The organism is Dendronalium sp. ChiSLP03b, assembly GCF_034531165.2.
Lineage (GTDB): Bacteria > Cyanobacteriota > Cyanobacteriia > Cyanobacteriales > Nostocaceae > Dendronalium > Dendronalium minutum.
This window is the reverse complement of sequence record NZ_JAVRBR020000100.1, coordinates 78,472-92,733: the sequence shown is the minus strand read 5'-3', so window position 1 is coordinate 92,733 and position 14,262 is coordinate 78,472. Positions and strand designations below refer to the sequence as shown.

Annotated in this window: 8 protein-coding genes and 2 pseudogenes; 6 read left to right on the top strand and 4 right to left on the bottom strand. The window is 43.8% G+C overall.

The window, feature by feature from the left end; translation table 11 throughout:
• Nucleotides 1-141, bottom strand: a pseudogene (locus RMY31_RS23595) (photosystem II D2 protein (photosystem q(a) protein)); the annotation flags it as partial.
• Between the two features lie 405 nt (nucleotides 142-546).
• Between RMY31_RS23595 and RMY31_RS23590 the strand changes: the two are divergent.
• From RMY31_RS23590 to RMY31_RS23575, 4 genes and pseudogenes are all read left to right on the top strand, one after another.
• On the top strand, nucleotides 547-1,143 hold the full coding sequence (locus RMY31_RS23590; RefSeq protein ID WP_322658582.1) for a photosystem I assembly protein Ycf4: 597 nt from the start codon (nucleotides 547-549) through the stop codon (nucleotides 1,141-1,143).
• A 195-nt stretch (nucleotides 1,144-1,338) separates the two neighbouring features.
• Entirely contained in the window at nucleotides 1,339-2,127 is a 789-nt protein-coding gene (locus RMY31_RS23585; RefSeq protein WP_322658496.1) for a peptidylprolyl isomerase, read from the top strand.
• Nucleotides 2,128-2,220: 93 nt separating this feature from the next.
• Entirely contained in the window at nucleotides 2,221-3,531 is a 1,311-nt protein-coding gene (locus tag RMY31_RS23580; protein ID WP_322658497.1) for a beta-ketoacyl-ACP synthase, read from the top strand.
• A gap of 209 nt (nucleotides 3,532-3,740) precedes the next feature.
• A pseudogene (locus RMY31_RS23575) lies at nucleotides 3,741-4,827 on the top strand (transposase).
• A 534-nt stretch (nucleotides 4,828-5,361) separates the two neighbouring features.
• Here the strand turns inward: RMY31_RS23575 and RMY31_RS23570 are convergent.
• Nucleotides 5,362-7,410 (bottom strand): AarF/ABC1/UbiB kinase family protein, encoded by a 2,049-nt coding sequence (locus RMY31_RS23570; RefSeq protein WP_322658498.1) that lies wholly within the window; start codon nucleotides 7,408-7,410, stop codon nucleotides 5,362-5,364.
• Between the two features lie 335 nt (nucleotides 7,411-7,745).
• On the opposite strand from RMY31_RS23570, the gene recN reads away from it, so the two are divergent.
• On the top strand, nucleotides 7,746-9,494 hold the full coding sequence (recN, locus tag RMY31_RS23565; RefSeq protein WP_322658499.1) for a DNA repair protein RecN: 1,749 nt from the start codon (nucleotides 7,746-7,748) through the stop codon (nucleotides 9,492-9,494).
• A gap of 114 nt (nucleotides 9,495-9,608) precedes the next feature.
• Nucleotides 9,609-10,166, top strand: a complete 558-nt coding sequence (locus RMY31_RS23560; RefSeq protein ID WP_322658500.1) for a 3'-5' exoribonuclease domain-containing protein — start codon at nucleotides 9,609-9,611, stop codon at nucleotides 10,164-10,166.
• Between the two features lie 114 nt (nucleotides 10,167-10,280).
• Here the strand turns inward: RMY31_RS23560 and RMY31_RS23555 are convergent, their stop codons facing one another.
• Together RMY31_RS23555 and RMY31_RS23550 are read right to left on the bottom strand one after the other, a co-directional pair.
• On the bottom strand, nucleotides 10,281-11,606 hold the full coding sequence (locus RMY31_RS23555) for a hypothetical protein (RefSeq protein WP_322658501.1): 1,326 nt from the start codon (nucleotides 11,604-11,606) through the stop codon (nucleotides 10,281-10,283).
• A 1,084-nt stretch (nucleotides 11,607-12,690) separates the two neighbouring features.
• The gene (locus tag RMY31_RS23550; protein ID WP_322658502.1) at nucleotides 12,691-14,061 is read right to left on the bottom strand and encodes a cysteine desulfurase-like protein; all 1,371 of its coding nucleotides are present in this window, start codon (nucleotides 14,059-14,061) and stop codon (nucleotides 12,691-12,693) included.
• Nucleotides 14,062-14,262: the final 201 nt, after the last annotated feature.

Below are 14,262 nucleotides of genomic sequence, written 5' to 3'. Positions count from 1 at the left end.
ACCGCCTAGTGCCAGGAAAGCGCAGGGAAACAACAGTATCCCTGACCAACCTACGAACACGAAGCGATCGCGCTTCAACCAGTCGTCTAGAACGTCAAACCACCCTCTACTACTGGGGGCGCGTCCAACTGCGATGGTCATCGAACTAAAATCCTCTTTTTACTAAAATTGCAACGTTTTTCGAGGAATTAACGTTTTTTTTGACACTCTCAGTTGCGTTAAAGCTGCTGAGATTCTGAGAACTTACTCCCTAAATTAAGTTAGTATTTCTCAGGGTTATGCCATTACACGTACCATTGGCTAGTAATCTAGCTTTTGGTATCTTAATGATTCTTAACTTATCACATTACTTCGGGTTTTCGCCCGAACCACGGAAGTGAATCAGCCATTTAACACAAACCTATTAAATAATATGAATATCAGAAATTTTACAATCTGACACAACTTTTCTCAGAAATCTTAAAACTCCAGTCTCTCAACTTGCAAGACACACTGCTCGAATGGCAGACTTTACAATGGGAAGAACTCACAGGCCAAGGTAGTTCCATGACGGCATCAACAAAAATTAACAAAGGCGATTCGCCTAATGGCGACAGATCCGCTTCAAGCGTTCTGCATCAAAAAGTTATCGGTTCTCGTCGGTTCAGCAACTACTGGTGGGCAACTGTTGTTACATTGGGTGCCACAGGCTTTTTACTGGCTGCGATATCCAGTTACCTAAAAGTAAATTTACTCCTAGTTAGCGATCCAACACAACTGGTATTCGTACCTCAAGGATTGGTTATGGGGTTATATGGTGCAGCTGGCTTGCTTTTAGCCTTATACCTGTGGCTGGTGATTTTATGGGATGTAGGAGGCGGCTACAACGATTTCAGTCAAGAAACTGGTAGCGTCAAAATCTTTCGTTGGGGATTTCCTGGCAAAAACCGTCGGATTGAGATTGATAGCACCATACAAGACGTGCAATCTGTACGAGTAGACATCAAAGAAGGACTCAATCCCCGTCGCGCACTTTACCTACGTATTAAAGGGCGGCGAGATATTCCTTTGACACGGGTAGGTCAACCAGTATCGTTAACAGAGTTAGAAACTAAAGGTGCAGAATTAGCACGCTTTTTAGGAGTTCCTTTGGAAGGACTCTAAGGGAATGGAACTGGGAACAAGGGGGAAAAGGAAAGAAGTCCCAAGGAGGGATAAGGGAGACAAGGAGGACAAGGGGGAATTATCAAGAGTCTCTATCTACCTTGTCTCCCCCCTCTGCCTTGTCTACCTTGTCTTCTCCTCATACCCAATACCCCTTGAAAGGATAAGATACTCTGGTTGAGTCAGTAACTGGCAATGCGTTTAAAAGTTTCAAAATTTTTGGTTGTGCTTCTAATGGTCGGTGCTTTGATGTTGGGAGGATGTTCAACACAGCAAGTCACTTCTAACTCTTCTCCAACCTCCACAGTTGTCGAGACAAGCACTACGGCAACTACTGAAGCAACATCTGTATCTGAAACCACAAGTGATAGTGTTCCAGGAATAAAAGATTTACCACGGCTCGAAGGTAAAGCTACAGTGGTGATGACAGTTAAAGGCTCGCCGATTACTATCGGAGTAGACGGTACTAATGCTCCAATTACAGCCGGCAACTTCGTAGATTTAGTCCAAAAGGGTGTGTATGATGGGTTAGTATTCCATCGTGTTGTGCGGGAACCCCAACCGTTTGTAGCTCAAGGGGGCGATCCCCAGAGCAAAGACCCAAAAGTTCCCGTAAATAGGCTGGGAACGGGTGGTTATATTGACCCAAAAACCGGGAACGAACGTTATGTACCCTTAGAAATTAAACCAAAAGGGGAAGCAAACCCGATTTATAGTAAGACATTCGAGGCGGCAGGTGTAACTAAACTACCTGAGTTGCAACATAAACAGGGTGCAGTCGCAATGGCGCGATCGCAACAACCCGATTCAGCCTCCTCACAGTTTTACTTTGCTTTAGCCGATCTGGGTTTCCTAGATGGAAACTACGCCGTCTTTGGCTATGTTACCCAAGGCTTCGATGTGGTGAACAAAATTCAGCAAGGCGATCGCATTGACTCTGCTAAAGTCACTCAAGGCGCGGAAAATCTGAAAACCCCCGGTTAGTAAGAGCAGGGGGAGATGAGGGACAATAATTACTAACTCCTGCACGGGCGCAAGGCTTGCGCCCCTACTAACTCACTACTTCCAAATTGCAAATTGGTTAAGGTTTTTGTTACTGGTATTGGTTTAATCTCCTGCTTAGGCACAAACATAGAGGATAGTTGGCAAAAATTGATTGCGGGTAAATCTGGAATTCAATGGCATCAACCATTTCCAGAACTCGAACCGCTTCCTCTAGGCTTGATTGGTAAACAACCAGCGGGGTTAAGAATGCTGACTCAGTTGGTTGTAGCTTCAGCTTTGAAAGACGCTGGCTTGGTTCCTCCTTTACCTGATTGTGCTGTGGTTATCGGATCGAGTCGTAGCCATCAGGCTTGTTGGGAGTCACTGGCGCGGCAAATTTATGAAGATACGGATAGGGAAATTATCCTCACGTCCCCCTATCTCCCTTCGGGTGACGCTCTCTACGAGACGCTGCGCGAACGCAAGCTCGCTAACGCTGCGCTAACGGAAGTTCGGACTCAACGGGAATCACCAAGACTCCGACTTCCTCACCACGTCCCCACGTCCTCTTTGGAGGATTGGTTAGATACCTTACCTCACATGAATGCGATCGCAACTGCGCGACAAATCGGTTCATCTGGCACAGTTTTAGCACCGATGGCAGCTTGTGCTACAGGTATTTGGACAATTGCTCAAGCTGCTTTCCTTGTGCAAACTGGGCAATGTCAAAGAGCGATCGCAGGGGCAGTAGAAACACCGATTACACCTCTGACTATCGCGGGGTTTCAGCAAATGGGTGCTTTGGCAAAAACAGGGGCTTATCCTTTTGATTTGCAGCGAGAAGGCTTAGTGTTAGGTGAAGGTGCAGCTGTATTTGTCTTAGAATCAGCAGAATTAGCAAGGCAGCGACAGGCAAGAGTTTATGGTGAAGTTCTTGGTTTTGGCTTGACAACAGATGCTTATCATCCAAACCAGCCAGAACCAGAAGGGAAAAGTGCGATTTCTGCTATCCAGCAATGTCTAGAACGCAGTTCCCTAGCACCAGCCGATATTGATTACATTCATGCTCATGGTACAGCTACACAGTTAAACGACCGCATAGAGAGCAAAGTAATACAACAATTGTTTACCCATAAAGTAGCAGTTAGCTCTACTAAAGGAGCTACAGGTCATACTCTAGGTGCTTCAGGAGCTTTAGGCATAGCTTTTTCCCTTCTGGCTTTGCAGCAAAAAATTTTACCTCCTTGTGTGGGATTGCGTCAGCGAGAATTCAATTTAAATTTAGTAATGGCGGCACGTCAAAGCGAAATTCAGCAGGTATTATGTTTCAGTTTTGGCTTTGGCGGTCAGAATGCTGTTGTAGCGTTAGGTAACTCACCAGACAGGGGTCTCCAAGCCAGATAGATCGAGTAATAACTCATAGTAATACCAATTCGTAATTCGTAATTCGTAATTCGTAATTCGTAATTAGGGTTTGCTGAAAAAAAGAAAAGGAGACAATCTCTAGATTCTTAAACCAAATAGGTATATTCAGGTGCAAGGAAAAAAGGTAAAATAACCCAAAATCCATGCATCACAGTGGTCAGCCCTAACAAGGTATATCTGAAATCACTATGTACCGAAAATCAGAATCAACTCTAATTCCACCAGAAAGCTTTGATCTGCAATTCGAGGGCAAGTTATCGTCAGATAATCGTTGGGTGATGATGGCTGATTTAATACCCTGGAAAGAATTTGAAGAGGAATATTCTTCAACTTTTTCCGCAGAGATGGGAGCACCTGCAAAATCTTTTCGGATGGCATTAGGGGCACTAATAGCCAAGAACCTATCGAGAGGTGGCACGTAAAGATTATCTAGAAGTAGCCAAAAAACGACGGGTATATGCAAAAGACAGAAGAAAAGCGCTCAAAAAACAACTCTCTTATATCAAAAGAAATTTAGGTCATATTGAGCAATTAATGTTGTCAGGAGCAATTATCAAACAACTAAGTACTAGACAATATAAGATGTTGCTTGTAGTGACAGAAGTTTATCGTCAACAACTATGGATGTATGAAAATCAAAAGCAGAGCATTGATGACCGAATTGTGAGTTTAAGCCAACCACATATCCGTCCAATTGTCCGAGGTCAAGCCGGGAAGTCCGTGGAATTCGGGGCAAAATTGTCGGTTAGCTGCTTTGATGGCTATGTCTTCTTAGACCATATTAGTTGGGATAATTTTAACGAATCAGGAGACTTAAAAGTACAAATAGAATCTTTTAAAGACTATACCGGGTATTATCCACAATCCGTCCATGTTGATAAAATTTATCGCACCAAAGAGAATCGAGCTTGGTGCAAAGAACGAGGAATTAGAATTAGTGGAATCCCTTTAGGTAGACCGCCAAAAACTGTGAGTAAAGAAAAAAAGAAGCAGGCTCAAGAGGACGAAAGGATTCGTAATTCTATTGAAGGTAAATTTGGACAAGCTAAAAGAAGATTTAGCCTGGGTAGAGTAATGGCTAAACTTTCTCATACTTCTGCTACTACTATTGCTATTACTTTTTTAGTGATGAATCTGTCTATTCATCTGTCACGCTTGTTTAGTACTTTTTTATGTCTATTTTTCAAAATTACACCTTTTTTAATACTTGCAATTAAGGGAACTTATCTTTCCCTGTTCTCAGACAACAAAAACTTATCTCTGTCCCTTGTTTGAATAACTAATTAATTCTTCAAAGGCTTTTTTACTACTTTTTCAGCAAACCCTAATTAGCAAGCGTAGACCATCAACACTGATGGATTGACGATGCATTATTCATTCCTTCCTATACTTTTCAAACCTTGAGTAGCAATGGCATAAAGATGCTTAATTTTTAACTGTACAAATGCTCAAGGTTGATAGTCAGTACGGTTTCGTACATCAGGTGGATAAATGCAAAGATTTTCTTTGGCTCTACTTGCTCTAATCTCAAGTTCGGATAAATACTTATAATAAAACTGTAATCGTTGCAGTGTATGTATTTACGTCTGATGCCCAAAAGGATTGCGATCGCAAACTACATTTTTGTACACCCACAATCAGGTGAAACTTATTGATGGGTTATTCCTAATGTAAATAGGGAGATATTTAATCGAGTCTTGGCTAATTTTGCTAACCAATATGGTCTTGGAAAGTGTAATTAATTCTATTCGACTACTTAATTAATTTTTAAAGAAAAGTAGAGACGCGCTATGGCACGTCTCTAAAGCCTTACAACTTTGTAGACAAAGATAAATTTGCAGGCCGTTCTACCTTACTGTCTTGATTATTATTAACTTCTTCCGTTGCCAATAATTCACGAATTAGATGTGCCACAGACTTTTGTACCAAGCGGTTAGTAACTTGCTGACCCAAACGCTGTACGCCTGGATTTACTAATAACTGGGTGAGTTGGGGAGCAAGCTCTATTGGGTCAAAACCACGAGTTTCTTGGAGAATATTTAAAATGCGTTTGATATGTTCCAAAGTTTGTTGCTGTTCGACTGTCGCCGCAGGAATTTCGTTTACTGCTGTCAAGCCTACCCGTTCGCGTAGCAGGTAGGTGAAGTTATGCAAAACATTTTTACTTAAAGCATTGAGTCCGTTAACAAATTCGTCTACCAACTTGTCACGAATGAAAGCACCGCGTTCAGAAGATAGAAAATCTAACCCCTGATTTAGCACTAGGTTGAAGTCGTAATCCTGATTTTTGCGGGCATTGCGTAACAAGTTTTCTAAGCGATTCCAACGGAATCTCCCTTCTTTAAACAGCAAATCTCGCAATGATGTTCTTAATTCCGTTGATGGGTCGGTTAACAAGCGTTTAGAAACGTAAGGATAGGCTTCACTGAGGACTTTAAAGTTAGGATCTATATATATAGCAATACCTTCTAGCGTCACGAGGGAGCGAATGATTAAAGCGTAGTAGGGAGGTACGCGGAAGGGATACTCATACATCAAAGCCGATAGTTCGTCAGTAATACTTTTGATGTTGAGTTCGGCAACACTAGCACCTTGAGCATCAGCAAACACTCTCGCAAAAGCCGGAATAATCGGCGTTAAATCTGTATCTGGTGATAAGAAATCTAGTTTGACGTAATCGTTGGCTAAACCTTCAAAGTCACGGTTAACTACGTGAACGATCGCTTCAATTAAACCATAACGCTGGGGTGGCTTAATTTCACTCATCATTCCAAAATCGAGATAAGCCAATTTGCCATCTGGGGTTGCTAGCAAGTTTCCTGGGTGGGGATCGGCATGGAAAAATCCATGTTCTAGCAACTGGCGCAAGGAACACTGTACGCCCACTTCAATCAAATAACGAGCATCTATACCTTGGTCGCGGATTTCTGCTGTTTGAGTTAATTTGATACCATCAATCCATTCCATCGTCAAAACGCGACGATTCGTGTATTCCCAGTAAATCTTCGGTACGTATATGTCTTTTATGTGACCGTATAACTGAAAAAAGCGCTCGGCATTTTCGCCTTCGTGAATGTAGTCCATCTCTTCAAAGATGCGATCGCCTAATTCATCCAAAATACCAACTAAGTCACTCCGCACCCGTTTGACATTCTTCTGTACCCAACCAGCTATGCGGCGCAAGATATATAAGTCAATGGTGATTCGCTCTCTTAAATCAGGACGTTGGACTTTAACGGCAACTTCCTCACCTGTTTTCAGTTTGCCTTTATAGACTTGCCCCAAAGAAGCAGCCGCTATTGGCTGGGGTGAGAGTTCGACGTAAATCTCTTGTGGTGGTGCGCCTAGTTCTTCTTCAATAAACTGGTAAGCAATTTCGTTGGGAAAGGCCGGCAATTGGTCTTGTAGCCGAGTTAGTTCTTCTAAATATACCGGAGGAACTAAATCCGGTCTAGTTGACAAAGCTTGTCCAATTTTGATGTAAGCAGGCCCCAATTGCGTTAGTAACTCTCGTAGCTGAATAGCTCGGCGACGCGAATTTTTAATGTCAATTCCCCTGCGGCTGTCACACCACAACCCAAAAACAAAGGAAAAAGTTGGTCCTAAAACTGCGATGATGCGCCGCAAAACTTGCAGGGGTCTTTTTCGATAATGCGCTTCTATCTCCACGGGGTTGTAGCGTATTGTCTCAAACTCCGCTGGTATCGTTAGCACCTGCTGTTTTTGGGTGAGTCTTGGCGATGTCTGCGACGGGCTACGCCTACGCACAACCAATGCACCATTTTCTGGTACTACTTCAGTAACCTGTGGTTCGTCCTCAATCGATTCGGGAGTTGGGGGAAGTGTCTTAACAATCATGAAGAAAGCCACCAGTTGGATTAAGCATGTTAAGTATTGTAACAATTATGTTTACAGTCCAGCATCCCTGAAACGGGCATAATATTTAGCATCTTCCGAACAAGATTTGTCTAGGATCTACTATTCAAAATAATTATTGACACCAGGCAGAGATAATTAAGAGGTTTGCTACACTTAAATGGGCTTACTAGTTCAATAGTAGTAGGTATTGCTGTCTTTCTAAGTGCGGAGTTGAAAGTGCTGAGTTAAAGACAGCGCGTCAGGCGCTACTAACTCTAGATTCTCTTCCCACTCAGGACTCAGGACTCAGCACTATCAAAGGAGAATTTGGCTTGATGTTGCTTTGCCTGCGAATTGAAAACTTTGCCCTCATTGACCAACTAGAGTTGGAATTTGGCGCTGGACTGAACGTATTAACAGGTGAAACTGGTGCGGGAAAATCGATTATCCTAGATGCCATTGATGCTGTCTTGGGCGGTAAAGTCTCAAGCCGAGTAATTCGCACGGGGACAAGCAGGGCATTAGTGGAAGGTACTTTTACATATAGTCCCCCCTTGGCTGCTTGGTTGAGCGAACAAGAAATTGATTTAATCGATGAAAACTCTGTAGTTATCAGCCGAGAAATTACAGCTACTGCCAGTAATATCCGCAGTCGATCGCGGGTGAATGGAGTATTAGTAAATCGGCAGATTATGGGGGAACTGCGCGATCGCTTGGTCGAAATCACTGCCCAAGGTCAAACTGTACAGGTGGGACAATCTGCCCAAGTCCGCGAGTGGTTGGATTTGTATGGTGGTGATTCTCCAATGCAGCAACGTCAAAAAGTTGCCACTGCCTTTAGTGCTTACCAAAGCGCTCATCTCACACTAGAAAAACGCCGCACATCAGAACGGGAACGTCTGCAACAACTAGACTTACTCACCTATCAAGTACAGGAGTTGGGAACAGCCAATCTCGACGATCCCCAGGAATTAGAACAACTAGCACAAGAACAGGAACGCCTGAATCACGTTGTCGATTTGCAACAGATGAGTTACAAGGTCTATCAGGCTTTGTATCAAAATGACGATGAAACTCCAGCCGCAGCAGATTTACTGGCGGACAGTGAGGCGACATTAAATGACATGGTGGAATACGATGCCCAACTGCGATCGCTACTGGACTTGGTGAGGGACGCGCAAACAGCAGTAGTAGAAGTAGGACGGCAGATTAATGCCTATGGTGACAGTTTGGAAGCCGATCCGCAACGTTTAGAAGAAGTAGAAGAACGGATTCAGGAATTAAAGCAAATTTGCCGCAAGTACGGGCCGACCCTTACTGAAGCGATCGCTTACTATCAACGCATCCAAGCAGAATTAGCGGCACTTAACGACAGCGAACAATCTATCGAAAATTTAGAACATCAAGAAAAGGCGTGTTTTGAAAAGCTAACTCAAGCTTGTCAAAAATTAACTCAATTGCGTCGTCAAGCTGCTGCTAATTTAGAATCTCGATTAATAGCGGAACTTAAGCCCCTAGCGATGGAAAAGGTGCAGTTTCAAGTTGAGATAGTGCCGACATTCCCAACCGCCGTAGGTGCAGACAAAATTACTTTTATGTTTAGTCCCAACCCCGGAGAACCCCTACAACCTTTGACAGAAATTGCTTCTGGTGGGGAAATGAGCCGCTTTCTGCTGGCCTTGAAAGCTTGTTTTTCCCAATCAGATGCCGCTGAGACACTGGTGTTTGATGAAATTGATGTTGGGGTTTCTGGAAGGGTGGCACAAGCGATCGCCGAAAAATTACATCAGCTCAGTCAAAGCAATCAAGTATTGTGTGTGACCCACCAGCCCTTAGTAGCTGCTATGGCTGACCGACATTTCCGCGTAGATAAGCAAACTATTACCCAAGGTAAAGGTAAAAAAGCTAACAACGGTAACACTGAACAGCGCACCGTTGTGCGAGTTACTAATTTAGAAGATTTAACCACTCGCCGAGAAGAACTAGCGCAGTTAGCTGGAGGTAAATCTGCAAGTGATGCGATCGCTTTTGCTGAATCTCTGTTATCGCAAGCAGCTAACCATCGCCGACAAGAGCAGAGGTAATTTACACTCCAGAAACTGTATTATGTAATTTCCATAAATTGGCTCGCGTCTCATTGCCGCTGGCGAGAATGAAAAAGATTGAGCGATCGCGATTAAAGACAAGCAGGATAAAAGGTGACAATCGAAATCTACGTCAGCACCGATATAGAAACGGATGGCCCTATCCCAGGGCCCCACTCCATGCTTAGCATTGCCTCAGCGGCGTATACCGCAGACAAACAATTGGTTGCTACTTTCACGGCTAATCTAGAAACCTTACCAGAGGCACAAGGACACCCCAAAACTATGAGTTGGTGGTCAGAACAGTCAGATGCCTGGGCAGCCTGTCGAGTCAACCCACAGCCGCCAGCCCAGGCCATGCAGTCATATCATTCTTGGCTTATGGCGTTGCCAGGTAAACCTATCTTCGTTGGCTATCCAGCTGTCTTTGACTTTATGTTTGTCTACTGGTACTTGATGACCTTTGTGGGCGATAGCCCATTTAAACACTCAGCACTGGATATCCGCTCGTATGCAATGGCATTCCTGAAAAAAAACTACAGTGAATCTGGCAAGGATAATCTACCTGCTGCATGGTTGGAGAATCTTCCGTTGGCGCACGTTGCCTTGGATGATGCCATTCAGCAGGGGAGGTTATTCTGCAATCTGTTGCAAGCGAATCTAGAGCATTAACCAAGATAGCCATGCGATCGCATGGCTATCTTGTAACAGACTTCCGATAACGAGGAATGATGCTTCGTCGTTATCGGAAATCCATTGCTGCTGTGAGAAGTCTAGGATCTTGCCCTATATCTGGAAACCCTCAATATAAGCCTTAATCGTGGGTAACGCCGTCATCTTTTCATAGAAGAAATTGTTGACTATTTTCATCACTTCCGCTTGGGCTACATCTACTTCAGAACCGAGGGGAGTGCCAGGTTCTTGGCGGCACAGACTACGGTATAAGCGCAACAGATGACGCACGATTTCCAACTCCTCTTCCCCCTCCAAAACCTTGACAACTGACACGATCAGTTCATCGGTCTGATTAAGAATGCTTTCGATATCAAAAACAGTACTCTTGTCTCTGGCTTCTTGGACGGTTCGTACCAGCGCGTGGACTTGATAAAGTAGTGCCGCAGGTTCATCGAACAATTCACGTAGAAAAGCTGCTTCTTCATAACGCCCGTTCAGTCGAAAGATATTGTAAAGGCGTTTGGCTGCTTTGCCGTAGTTGAGTTTATCACCTTTGACACATTTTTTGACTTCCTTTTCCAATTGCGCCACGTAATCATCCATGACATCGGTGGAAACCTGTTTCACCAGCTTGGAAAAGATGGGAGCGGATTCAGCCTCCAGGTAAACCTCTTGGAAGTAGCCGTCCAGATAGCCGTCTAGTGGAGTGATGGAACCGTCTGGTGCTTCCCAGGTGACATCTAAGACGTTGCTGGCGTTAGACAATTGACCGCGTATCGTGTCGGCGATCACCCAGTCCAACTTACACCAACCTGGGTCATGTGCTACAGAATCCCAGGCGATCGCCACAGGATTGCCTTTTGTATCGATCCCGTCTATCTGACCGGCGGCAATCTCACTGGGTAGCCAGCTAATTGGTGAACCAGCGCGTAGGGTGTGTTCCCCCCGAATTACCTCTTGGGGATAGCTACCAAACTTCACCTCAATTAATTGGTAATTTTGCCCGGATAAGGTATTGAGCGCCTTCTCACGCATTAGTTTGGAAATAATTTGGCAGGCTTCGGTGCGGGTGGGTGCAATAATATTCACCCGCTCGAAGTAGTCACAGTCGCCTGGGTAGGTCTGAATTTTAGATTGAGCCGCTGAACCAGAGAGCGCCAAAGCAGTTTCCACGACACCAGGAATGTCGTCAAATTCTACTATTTTGCCAATGGCGCGGAACCGTGCCAACTCTTGCGGGTTGAAATCCAACATGGTGACTTTGTGCCCAAAAACACCAGTCTCTTTATCGACGACAATATCGCTATCGCCTGTAGCCTCACTAATAGACTTCATCCAACGTTCCAACTCTTGCTCATTGAGTTGAACGCCCAGTCGATTGGCAGATTCTAAAACACGGTTGTATGCCTCTGTAGTTTGCTCTTGTGATTTTGTCATGGTGTATTCGTTGTTGAATTTTGTGCTGATACTTTGTTGAATAAGACTACCGCTTCATCAAAAAACGGATCGCTCCTGGACTTGGATTGATGAACATGATTTGTCAAAAATAAGTCCAAGGAATAGATAAAGGTGACAGTGCAAATTAAATAAAATTCATTGCTCAATTTTTTGGAGTCACTGTTATAGTTTTCTGGCGTTCCAAGAAATCTTAAATCACCTCAATAATTTTTTTCTAGACAACCATTATTTTTCAATAGTTACTTTTTTGTATTCCGGTTTCATGTGAGTTTTGTAATATCAAATAAGGCTGGGGAGTATTGATTCGTAATGAATTTGTTAGTCATATTTTAAATACATACTATAAAAGTGTTTATTAGATTATCATTTATTATTATTTAATAGTAAATATTAAGCATTATTTAATTAATTTTATTATTTTTTTAATAGAGTATTTTCTTAAATGTCTTAACTGTCTTAAATGTCTTAAATGTCTTTTTCGCTTTTCAATTAATTCTTAACTGTCTGTCACCCGCAGGGACTTCGTTTGTTTAGCCGCGACTTCCAGTCTTGGGGCTTGTTGCAAGATGTAAGGTTGTCAACATCGCATAAACTTACAGCCGATTTCAAGTTGGTGAAGCAGCGAGGTCTTGGGGGTTTCCCTAAGTGGAGCAAGTGGCGTGAGACGCTACGCGATAGCGCAGCCTTAGCGAGTCTTCTCCCAAGGGGAGACGCTACGCGAACGAGCGTCAGCACGAGCGTCACCTGCAGGGTGAAATACATAACCTAGCTTTCAAAGCCAGGTACAAAGCGTTTTTTACTTCTGAATTCTGAACTCTGCTGTAAGTTGGTATTCATAGAACCTGCCCAGAGTTGGAAAACCCCTTATCTTTTGGATAGAGGCTTTCCATATAAACTCTTGATTCTGAGCAGAGATCAAAGGCATTACTGAATTGGAGTATGTATTGTACAAAAGTATGAAAACTCTATCTTTCTCTTTGCGTCTAGTGCGTATGTGCGTGAGTTTTTCACACTTTTATTCAGCAATGCCAAATAAAATTACTGTTACTAAAGGCAACTTCAATCAATTAGTAAGCGCAGCGATTTCATTTAATCCTTGTAACAACTGATGAATTTCTTCAACCGTGTTGTAGTGTACCACTCCAATTCGTACTAAGCCGCCACTTGCTTCTACACCTAACTTCTCAGTCAGATTGAGCGCATAGAAATTGCCATGCCAAGCGAAGATACTGCGATCGCCTAACGCTTTCGCTGTGGTTTCAGGCGTTTGCCCCGCGAGTCGAAATGCAACTGTTGGTGTTCGCCAAGCAAAACGACTTGGATCGGTAATGCCATAAAAGCTTAAGCCAGGAATTTCTAACAATCCTGAAATCAGCTTGTGGCTTAATTCTCTTTCGTATTGCTGGATTGCTGACATTGCTGCTACTAAGGCAGCACGGCGACTGTGATAGGCAGATGCTAGCTCATGGCTAGGTTGATTTGGTGATGTCAGGAAGCGGGGACAGCTGAAGTTTTCCAAGCCCTCCTTGTCAGCTTCTGCAAGGGCTGAAACTAACTCGCTGTCAACGGCGGGTGAGACATGGCAACCTAGTTTTGCCAAATAGTTAACTGCTGCCACCACACCTGCCAAACCCTCGTGATTCAAAGTTCCTGTTTCCCAGCGCGATGGCACTTCTTCTGGGGCAGGTTTGACTTTGTATGGAGTAAATCGGGTAAGATGTTCCCGCTTGCCATACAGAATACCAACGTGAGGGCCAAAGAATTTGTAAGCGGAACAAGCAAGAAAGTCACAACCCAGCGCATGTACATTAATAGGAGCGTGAGGGGTATAGTGAACTGCATCGACAAAAACTAAAGCACCAACAGCATGGGCAAGGCGTACTATCGCTGCCACATCGTTGATTGTCCCCACAGCGTTGGAAGCATAACTCACTGCTACCAAACGTGTCCGCGGATTAATCTGCTGTGACAAATCACTCATATCCAAAGTGCATTCTTCGATTTTGACATCGACTACGCGGATAATTACACCCCGTTCCTCCAACGCATACCACGGAGAAATATTGGCAGAATGGTCAAGGCGGGTAACAATAATTTCATCGCCTGGTTGCAGTTCCCGACCAATAGCTCGACTCACGGCAAAGGTGAGCGTGGTCATATTGGCACCGAATACCACCTCATCGCTATTGCACCCTAAAAAATCAGCGATCGCAGCGCGAGCCGAGGTAATGAGCGCATCTGTACGGGCACTTGTGGCAAAAGCCCCGTGTGCGTTAGCGTTTGACCTCACTAGATAGTCACTCATAGCATCCAATACCGCTCCCGGTACTTGAGTGCCACCCGGGCCATCAAAGAAAATTGCAGGTTTACCGTTGATTTTTTGTGTGAGCGCCGGAAATTGGGCGCGTATCCATTTCAGGTCAAGAGGCTCCATAGCAAACTCCTCTTTTAATAGTACTTTACTTATGTTTTCAGCCAAAATAACACATGAAATTTGGTATTTGATTGACAACTTGAAACAAGTAATTTTAGACAATTTAAAACACAAACATTATTGGTTATGTAGGACTCCTATTTAATTTTTGCGAAGCTAGGTACACTTTTATTTCTTATTCTCTGTTAAGAGTTCCCCATT

Coding starts and splice junctions, on each gene's coding strand:
- RMY31_RS23590 (WP_322658582.1), top strand. CDS start 547: ATGACGGCATCAACAAAAATTAACAAAGGCGATTCGCCTAATGGCGAC.
- RMY31_RS23585 (WP_322658496.1), top strand. CDS start 1,339: ATGCGTTTAAAAGTTTCAAAATTTTTGGTTGTGCTTCTAATGGTCGGT.
- RMY31_RS23570 (WP_322658498.1), bottom strand. CDS start 7,410: ATGATTGTTAAGACACTTCCCCCAACTCCCGAATCGATTGAGGACGAA.
- recN (WP_322658499.1), top strand. CDS start 7,746: ATGTTGCTTTGCCTGCGAATTGAAAACTTTGCCCTCATTGACCAACTA.
- RMY31_RS23555 (WP_322658501.1), bottom strand. CDS start 11,606: ATGACAAAATCACAAGAGCAAACTACAGAGGCATACAACCGTGTTTTA.
- RMY31_RS23550 (WP_322658502.1), bottom strand. CDS start 14,061: ATGGAGCCTCTTGACCTGAAATGGATACGCGCCCAATTTCCGGCGCTC.